Raw genomic sequence first — 9291 nt, 5'->3', positions numbered from 1 at the left:
CTTCCCCCTCCCCCCCCCCCCCCCCCCCCCCCCCCCCCCCCCCCCCTCCCCCCCCCCACCCCCCCCCCCCCCCCCCCCCCCCCCCCCCCCCCCAAGGCGAGGGGAGGGTGCGCGTGTGAAGGCGGTGCGAGGAGGGAGAACGCGAAAGGCGCCCCGGGGAATCGGGGCGCGCAGGGGGTCAGCTCAACAGGAAGAGGACCACACTCGACCGAAGTCGATGTGGGAGCGCGTGACCAGCCACTGCTGTGGATGCATGGGGCAAGTGGAACAGGCATCCGGTTGTGAGTCAACCGACTTGAGACGTCGCGACCACAGTGTGGACAGCCTTGACAGCGGGGGGAAACGCCGCCGTACTCTCGGGGCACGGTCCTGCTGAGGGGCTCGGCCGTGACAGCGCCGCGCGGCGCGTTCCCCGCGCACCCGTGTGAAGGCACCCACCCGTGTTCGACTGACTCGATGTCACGGAGCCTTCCATGTCTTCCGGCACCCTCGCCAAAGCCCCCGCCGCACCGGACACACCCGAGGACGCGGACTCCCTGCGGATCGTCCCGCAGCGCCGCCTCGGCCAGTGGACGGCCGCTGTCGCCGTCGTCCTGCTGCTGGCCCTCGCCGTCAACTCGGTGCTGCGCAACCAGGCGTTCCAGTGGGACGTCGTCGCCGACTACTTCACCTCCGACGCCGTGCTGCGCGGGCTGTGGCTCACCCTGTGGCTGACCGCGGTGGTGATGGTGCTCGGCTTCGCGCTGGGCGCGCTGCTCGCCGCCTGCCGCCTGTCCGCCAACCCCGTTCTGCGCGCGGTGAGCTGGGGGTACGTCTGGCTGTTCCGGTCGATCCCGATCCTGGTGCAGCTGCTGCTGTGGTTCAACGTCGGTGCGCTGTACCCGCAGATCCTCGGGGTGCGGACGGTCAACCTGCTCGGCCCGGTCACCGTCGCGATCATCGGGCTGACCCTGCACGAGGCCGCGTACGCCGCCGAGGTGGTCCGCGGCGGCATCCTCTCCGTCGACCGAGGGCAGATCGAGGCCGCTCAGGCCCTCGGGCTGAGCCGGTGGCGCCGCTGGTGGCGGATCGTGCTCCCGCAGGCGATGCGCTCCATCGTGCCGCCGGCCGGGAACATGCTGATCGGCACGCTCAAGGGCACCTCGATCGTCAGCGTGATCGCCGTGCAGGACCTGCTCTACTCGGTGCAGCTCGTCTACCACCGCACCTACCAGGTCATCCCGCTGCTGATGGTGGCCACCGTCTGGTACACCGTCGTCACCTCGGTGCTCGGCGCCGGCCAGTACTTCGTGGAGAAGCACTACGCCCGCGGGTCGGAGCGCGTCCGATGAGACCCTCCCTGGTGATCGTCGGGGCCGGGCCGCGGGGGACCGGTCTCATCGAGCGCATCGCCGCCAACGCGTCCGAGCTGTACGCCGGTTCGGACCTCGACATCCATCTGGTCGACCCCTACCCGCCGGGCGCCGGGCGCATCTGGCGTGAGGAGCAGTCGCCGCTGCTGTGGATGAACTCGCATGCCGAGGACGTCACCATGTTCACCGACGAGACGGTGGACATGGCCGGGCCGGTGCGTCCGGGCCCCACCCTGCACGAGTGGGCGGGCATCGACGGCCGTACCTTCGCGGACCGGCAGTCGCAGGGCTCCTATCTGCGCTGGGTGTACGAGCGGGCCGTGGCCGCCCTGCCGCCGTCCGTCACCGTCCGCCACCACCCGTGCCGTGCCGTGCGGGTCGGCGGACCGCTGGAGGGCCGCCAGCAGGTGTGGCTGGAGGGCCGCCCGCGCCCCCTCCTGGCCGACCTCGTGGTCCTCACCCTCGGCCACCTCGACGCCGAACTCGACGCGGAGCAGCGCGGGTTGGCCGCCCACGCCGCCCGGCACGGCCTCGTCCACCTCCCACCCGACTTCACCGCCGACAGCGACCTGTCCCCCCTCGCGCCCGGTGAACCCGTCATCGTCCGGGGCTTCGGACTCGCCTTCGTCGACCTGATGGCGCTGCTCACCGAGGGCCGCGGCGGACGCTACGAGACCGGCGCGGACGGCGAGTTGACCTACCACCCGTCCGGACGGGAACCCCTGCTCCACGTCGGCTCACGCCGCGGAGTGCCGTACCACTCGAAGATCGGCTACGACTGGACCGGTGAACGGCCGCCGCTGCCACGGTTCTTCGGGCCCGCCGAGGTCGACGCGCTGCTCGCCCGGCCCGGCCGCCCGGACTTCCGGCGCGAGGTGTGGCCGCTGGTGGAGAAGGAACTGGGCTTCGCCCACTACCACCGGCTGTTCACGGCCCGGCCCGCGCGGACCCGGATGGCCTGGACCGACTTCGAGGAGAAGTACGCGGCCGCCGACCCGGTGGAGCGCGAGGCCCTCGTCGCCTCCGCCGTGCCCGACCCCGCCGACCGGCTCGACCTCGCCGCCCTCGACCGTCCGCTGGACGGGGTCCGTTACTCCTCGTACGACGCGTTCCAGGACGGCCTGCGCGGTTACGTCGAGGAGGACCTGAGGCGCCGGCACGACCCCGCGCACAGCCCCGACCAGGCGGTCTTCTTCGGACTCCTGTCGGTCTACGGCCAGTTGGTGCGGCTCGGCGACGTCGGCCCCTGGTGGCACGGCTTCTTCAGCTACCTGGCCTCCGGCCCGCCCGGACCCCGGCTGCGGCAGATGCTCGCCCTCTCCCGCGCGGGTGTCCTCGGCTTCCTCGGTGCCGACCTGACCGTCACCGCCGAGGACGGGGGGTTTCGGGCGTCGAGCCCCACCGTGCCGGGCCACTCGGTGCGGGCGCGGGCCCTGGTCGAGGCGCGGCTGCCGAGCCCCACAGTCGAGCGGGCCCGCGACACCCTGCTGCGGGAGCTGCACGAGGACGGGGCCGCCGCCACCCCCGACGGACTGCTGTCCGTGGATCCCACCGACGGACGGGTCCTGGACCGTTCCGGGCGGCCGCACCCACGGCGCTTCGCGCTCGGGCCGCACACCGACGCGCGGGGCTCCGGCGCCTTCACCCGGCCCCGCACGGGCGGGCCGGCGTTCCGGCAGAACGACGCGACCGCACGGGCCGCGCTGGCGTTCCTGCGGGCGCTCGCGTGTCGCACGGCCGCGTAGGCCGTGTCCGGCACCCCACCTCCCGTACGACACCGAAGGAACCCCGCGATGAGCGTCATGGTCGACATCAGGTGCGTCCACAAGAGCTTCGGCTCCCTCGAAGTGCTCAAGGGCATCGACCTCGCCGTACCGGCCGGCGAGGTCACCGTGGTCCTCGGCCCCTCCGGCTCCGGCAAGTCGACGCTGCTGCGCACCATCAACCACCTGGAGAAGGTGGACCGGGGTGTGATCAGCGTCGACGGCGAGCTGGTCGGCTACCGGCGCTCGGGGAACAAGCTGCACGAACTGCGTGAGCGCGAGGTGCTCAGACAGCGCACGCGGATCGGTTTCGTCTTCCAGAACTTCAACCTCTTCCCGCACCTCACGGTCCTCGACAACGTCGTCGAGGCGCCCGTCGCCGCACTGAAACGGCCCCGCAGGGACGCCGAGGACGCCGCGCGCCGGCTGCTGGAGCGGGTGGGGCTCGCCGACAAGACCGGCGCCTACCCCCGGCAGCTCTCCGGCGGGCAGCAGCAGCGCGTCGCCATCGCCCGCGCCCTGGCACTGGAGCCCCGGCTGCTGCTCTTCGACGAACCGACCTCCGCGCTCGACCCCGAGCTGGTCGGTGAGGTCCTCGACGTCATCAAGGACCTGGCCCACCAGGGCACCACGATGATCGTCGTCACGCACGAGATCGGCTTCGCCCGCGAGGTCGCCGACACCGTGGTGTTCATGGACGACGGCCGCATCGTCGAACAGGGCGCTCCCCGCGACGTACTCGACGCACCGCGGCACGAGCGGACGCGGGCGTTCCTCTCCAAGGTTCTCTGAGCCCGCGTCGGACACGCTCCGACGGGCCTGCATCAGAAGGGTGTGCCCACATGACCCGCAAGCCCGGCCGGGCGCTGCTGCACCTGGCCGCCGCAGTCGACCAGCGGACGGCGTACGACGCCGGTTCCTACGTCGAACTGGCGCGGCTCGCCGAAGGCGGCGGCCTCGACTTCGTGACGCTGGACGACTCCTTCGCCCGCCCCGGCCCCGACGCGCTGGCCGTGCTGTCCCGGGTGGCGCCGGCCACCCGCCGGGTCGGTCTGGTCCCCACCGTCACGACCACCCACACCGAGCCCTTCCACGTCCAGGCGGCCGTGGCGACCCTCGACTGGGTCAGCCGCGGCAGGGCCGGCTGGCGGCTGGAGGTGTCGACGACCGAGGGCGAGGCCCGTCTCTTCGGCCGCCGGCACGCCGCCCCCGTCGACGCGCTGTGGCGGGAGGCCGGTGAAGTGGCCGAGGTGGCCGCCCGGTTGTGGGACGGCTGGGACGGTGACGCCGAGATCCGGGACGTCGCCACGGGCCGTTTCGCCGACCGGGACAAGCCGAACCGTGTCGACTTCGTTGGCTCCGGCTTCTCGGTCAGGGGCCCCTCGACCGCCCCCCGTCCTCCGCAGGGGCATCCCGTGCGGGTGGTCGACGCCACCGAGGGTCACGTCCGGGCGACCGCGGCCCGGTACGCCGACGTGGTGCTCGTGCGGGCGGTGAGCGCCGCGCAGGCGGGTGCCGTACGGGACGAACTGCGCGCCGCCGCCTCGGCCTTCGGCCGCCACCCCGACGAGCTGCGGGTCCTCGCGAGCCTCGCCGTCGATCTCGCCGACGGGGAGCGCGCGGCCGAGCCGGGGCACGGCGGGGGCGGCCCCAGACAGACCGCGCAGGGCCCGCTCTACCGCGGCGGACCCGTCGACCTCGCGGAGTTGGTCGCCGCCTGGCACGCCGGGGGCAGCGTCGACGGCTTCCACCTCACGCCCGTCCAGCCGCGCCGTGACCTGGAGCGACTGGTCAACGGCACGGTGGCCCTGCTCCAGCACCGGGGCCTGTTCCGCACCTTCTACCCGGGCAGCACGCTCCGGGAGCACCTCGGGCTCGCCAGGCCCGCCCACCGGTACGCCGTGACAGGGGGAACGTCATGACCGCGGGGACCGGCGCCCCGCGCCGCCGGATGCACCTGGCCGCGCACGTCCCGGGCGCCGGCGACCTCACCGCCTGGGCCGATCCGTGCCCGCGGTCCCAGATCGCGTTCTCCTCCTTCGAGCACCTCGCGCGCACGGCCGAACGCGGCCTCTTCGACTTCCTCCTGCTCGCCGGGCCGCAGCGGCTGCCCGGGCACCGGGGCCGCGTCCTGGACCCGGACGCGGTGGGGCGCCCGGAGCCGGTCACCGTGCTCAACGCCCTGGCCGCCGTCACCGAACGGCTCGGGCTGGCGGCCACGGTCGACGCCGCCTTCGACGAGCCCTACGACCTGGCCCGCCGGCTCGCCACCCTGGACCATCTCAGCGGCGGCCGGGCCGCCTGGAACGTGGTGTCCTCCTCCGACGCCCCCACCGGTGAGAACCTCCGGCGCGGCGACCTCCTCGACCGGGCGGACCGGGCGGACCGGGCGGACCGGGCGGACCGGTACGACAGCTCCGACCGGTACGACAGCTCCGACCGGTACGACAGCTCCGACCGGTACGCGCGGGCCGCCGAACTCATCGCCGTAGCACAGGAGTTGTGGGACTCCTGGACACCGGACGGCGGGTCGCGGCCGTTCGCGCACCGCGGGCGGCACTTCGACATCGCGGGCGAGTTCGGCCTGCCCCGCTCACCGCAGGGCCATCCGGTGGTCGTCCAGTCCGACGACTCGGGCGAGGGGCGGGAGTTCGCCGCGCGGTCGGCCGACGTGCTCCTCACCCGGCACGGCCCACTCGCCGCGGGCCGCTCCCTGCGCGCCGACGTGAGACGACGCCTGGAGCGGTACGGCCGTGCTCCGGACGACCTGAGAATCCTGCCCGGCGTCACCGTCGTCCTCGGCGACACCGCCGCGGAGGCGCGGGAGCGGGCCTCCGAGATCAGACGGCAGCGGATCTCCCCGCGCGGCGCCCTGCTCACGCTGGAGCGGATCTGGGGGACCGACCTCTCCGCGTACGACCCCGACGGACCGCTGCCCGACACCGATCCCGTGCCGGCGCTCCCCGAAGGCCGGACCCTCCGCGCCGACCCGGTCGTGATCGCCGAGAAGTGGCGGGCCCTGTCGAAGGAGAAGGGACTGTCCATCCGGCAGACCGTGATCGAGGCGAGCGGCCGGCAGTCGTTCATCGGGACGCCGGAGGCGGTCGCGGCCGAACTCGACGAGTTCGTGCAGCGCGACGCCGCCGACGGCTTCGTCCTCGTACCGCAGCTCATGCCCGGCGGCCTCGACGAGTTCGTGGACCGGGTGGTGCCGCTGCTCCAGGAGCGCGGCTCGTTCCGCACGGCCTACCGGGGCGGCACTCTCCGCTCCCACCTGGGGCTTTCCGGGCCGGCGGGGAGGGACTGAGCGGGCGTGACCGCGGATGCCGCCGGTGCCCGCGCGGGGGTGGCACGAGCACGGTGCGGAGCCGGTGCCGACGCCCCGCCGGCCCCTCGCGGGGACCCTCCGGAGGGCTATCCGGAGGGGTGACTTCCGGACATCCGCGGGGTCCGGGTGGCCGAAGCCGACGGGGTCGCGCCCTCCGGGGGCCGACGGACCGACGGCCAGCGGTCAACACCCTGCGTGTCGCGGTCGACGCGGGGAAGCGCGACCGGCACCGGTGGCGGGCCGGCGGGGGAGGGGTCATCTCGCCCGTACCGCACAGTTCGTTCAAAGGTTGACGGCCGAAAGGCGCCCTTGCGTCTACCGGTCGTCCGGCCGAATACTCCCCCTCAGCGCTTGTCAGGGTCACGGCGAGTTCGGAATCCGGACGCCCGCCCCCGACTGCGCCTCACGGGCCCCGACCCCACGCGGGCCCCCGACTTCCCCTGGGAGGGAACGACAAGTGAGGATCAAGCGCACCACCCCCCGCGGCGGCACGGCGAGACGGACTCGGCTGATCGCCGTATCCACCGGCCTCGTGGCCGCCGCAGCGATCGCGATCCCCAACGCGAACGCGTCCGCCGCCACCCCGTTCAGCACCACCCAGCTCAAGAGCGCCAGTGGCTCGGTGCTCAAGGCCGACGTCCCCGGCACCGCCTGGACCGTCGACAGCAAGACCAACCGTGTCGTCGTCACCGTCGACAGCACGGTCTCCAAGGCCGAGATCGCGAAGATCAAGGAGCAGGCGGGCACCAACGCCGGCGCGCTCACGATCAAGCACACCCCGGGCAGGTTCCAGAAGCTCATCTCCGGCGGCGACGCCATCTATGCGAGTAGCTGGCGCTGCTCGCTGGGCTTCAACGTCCAGGACAACAGCGGGAACTACTACTTCCTGACCGCCGGCCACTGCACCGACGGCGCCGGCACCTGGTGGTCCAACTCGGGTCACTCGACCACGCTCGGCACCACCGCCGGCTCCAGCTTCCCGTCGAACGACTACGGCCTCGTCCGGTACACGAACTCCTCGGTCGCCAAGTCGGGGGCGGTCGGCAGCGTGGACATCACCAGCGCCGCCACGCCCTCCGTCAACACCACGGTCTACCGTCGCGGCTCCACGACCGGCATCCACAGCGGCCGTGTCACCGCGCTCAACGCGACGGTCAACTACGGTGGCGGCGACGTCGTCTACGGCCTGATCCAGACCACGGTCTGCGCCGAGCCCGGCGACTCCGGCGGCCCGCTCTACTCCAACAGCGGCATCGCCTACGGTCTCACCTCCGGCGGCAGCGGCAACTGCTCCTCCGGCGGTACGACCTTCTTCCAGCCGGTCACCGAGGCCCTGAGCGCCTACGGCGTCCACGTCTTCTAGGACCCTCCGCCCGGGCCGTTCGCGCGGCCCGACCCGGTCGGCAGAGCAGCCCCCGCACGCAAGCCGGCGTGCGGGGGCTCGCCCTTGTCCGGGCGCGGAGTTACCGTCAAGACACAGGCAGTACTCCCCTGTGGCGCTGTACTGCGACCGCTTCGGACCCTGGGGGCCGGCAATGGTGGAGGAGCTGGTGGTGGCGGGAGCGGCGCTCGCGTCCGCCGGAGCGGTGTACACGATGGCGGCGGCGCGGATCGTCAAGCAGTACGAACGCGGTGTGGTGTTCCGGCTGGGCCGACTCCGGCCGGAGGTGCGCGGGCCGGGGTTCACCCTGGTCGTCCCCTTCGTGGACAAGCTGCGCAAGGTCAACATGCAGATCGTCACGATGCCGGTGCCGGCCCAGGAGGGCATCACCCGCGACAACGTCACGGTACGGGTGGACGCCGTCGTCTACTTCAGGGTGACCGGCGCGGCCGAGGCGATCGTCCGGGTCGAGGACTACCGGTTCGCCGTCTCGCAGATGGCGCAGACCTCGCTGCGCTCCATCATCGGCAAGAGCGACCTGGACGACCTGCTGTCCAACCGGGAGAAACTCAACCAGGGCCTGGAGCTGATGATCGACAGCCCGGCCGTGGAGTGGGGCGTCACCATCGACCGGGTGGAGATCAAGGACGTGTCCCTGCCCGAGACGATGAAGCGGTCCATGGCCCGCCAGGCGGAGGCCGACCGGGAGCGGCGGGCCCGGGTCATCAACGCGGACGGAGAACTCCAGGCGTCCAAGAAACTCGCCGAGGCCGCCAAGGAGATGTCCGAGCAGCCCGCCGCGCTGCAACTGCGGCTGCTCCAGACGGTGGTGGCGGTCGCCGCCGAGAAGAACTCGACCCTGGTCCTGCCCTTCCCGGTGGAACTCCTGCGCTTCCTGGAGAAGGCCCAGCAGCCGGCACCGCAGCCGCCGTCGGCACCGCAGCCGGTGGCCGTGCAGCCGGTGCCGCAGTCCCCGCTGCCGACGGCCCCGCAACCGGTGCCGCAGTCCCCGCCCCCGGCGGCACCGCAACCGGCGCGGGAACACCTTCCGCCTGCCGGGCCCAGCCCGGACCCCCGTCCCCACGGGGTGGCTCCGGGCCAGGACTAGACGTCGCGGTCCGCCGAGGTCTGCTCGCGCGGGGCGTGACCTCACCAGACGACCTCGCCAGGGGTGGCGATGACCGCGCCTCGGGGGCCTCGCCGTGCGCCCGGGGGGTGAGGCTGGGCGGCCCGGTGGGTGGGACCCTCCCCGGGACGCCTCGCCGTGGGGCCGGATCGCGGGGTTTCCCTCGTGGGGCCGGGTGGTCGGGACGTCCCCGTGCGGCGGGGGCGGACCGGTTCGGTGGGACCCGACGGGTGGGGGGGGGGGCACCCCCACCTCCTCCCACACCCGGCGCCGCCGGGGGCTAGCCCCCTCAGTCCTTATCCTGCCCCCCCCCCCCAGCTCCCCCGCCCTCATCACGACTA

General features: G+C 73.3%; 7 protein-coding genes. All 7 read left to right on the top strand.

Features of this window, described 5'->3' with window-relative positions; genetic code table 11:
* Positions 1-473: 473 nt before the first annotated feature.
* The 7 genes from AC07AZ_RS33115 to AC07AZ_RS33085 all read left to right on the top strand — a co-directional run bounded on the left by AC07AZ_RS33115 (position 474) and on the right by AC07AZ_RS33085 (position 8932).
* A complete protein-coding gene (locus AC07AZ_RS33115) occupies positions 474-1331 on the top strand; it encodes an amino acid ABC transporter permease (protein ID WP_478854377.1) in 858 nt (285 codons plus the stop codon).
* A complete protein-coding gene (locus AC07AZ_RS33110; RefSeq protein WP_478854375.1) occupies positions 1328-3097 on the top strand; it encodes an FAD/NAD(P)-binding protein in 1770 nt (589 codons plus the stop codon). Before AC07AZ_RS33115 ends, AC07AZ_RS33110 begins: the two co-directional genes overlap by 4 nt.
* Positions 3098-3145: 48 nt before the next feature.
* Positions 3146-3907 carry an amino acid ABC transporter ATP-binding protein gene (locus AC07AZ_RS33105; RefSeq protein ID WP_478854373.1) on the top strand — a complete coding sequence of 254 codons (762 nt, stop codon included), beginning with the start codon at positions 3146-3148 and terminating at the stop codon, positions 3905-3907.
* Between the two features lie 50 nt (positions 3908-3957).
* Complete coding sequence (locus tag AC07AZ_RS33100) at positions 3958-5037, top strand: LLM class flavin-dependent oxidoreductase (RefSeq protein ID WP_478854371.1); 1080 nt, start codon at positions 3958-3960, stop codon at positions 5035-5037.
* Positions 5034-6422 (top strand): LLM class flavin-dependent oxidoreductase, encoded by a 1389-nt coding sequence (locus AC07AZ_RS33095; protein WP_478854369.1) that lies wholly within the window; start codon positions 5034-5036, stop codon positions 6420-6422. Before AC07AZ_RS33100 ends, AC07AZ_RS33095 begins: the two co-directional genes overlap by 4 nt.
* A 478-nt stretch (positions 6423-6900) precedes the next feature.
* Positions 6901-7806, top strand: a complete 906-nt coding sequence (locus tag AC07AZ_RS33090; protein ID WP_478854367.1) for a S1 family peptidase — start codon at positions 6901-6903, stop codon at positions 7804-7806.
* A 172-nt stretch (positions 7807-7978) separates the two neighbouring features.
* Positions 7979-8932, top strand: a complete 954-nt coding sequence (locus tag AC07AZ_RS33085; RefSeq protein ID WP_478854365.1) for a slipin family protein — start codon at positions 7979-7981, stop codon at positions 8930-8932.
* Positions 8933-9291: the final 359 nt, after the last annotated feature.

This window comes from Streptomyces sp. NPDC043878 (assembly GCF_056435735.1).
Note: the sequence above shows the minus strand (reverse complement) of the source record. Positions and strands in the feature narration are given on the sequence as shown.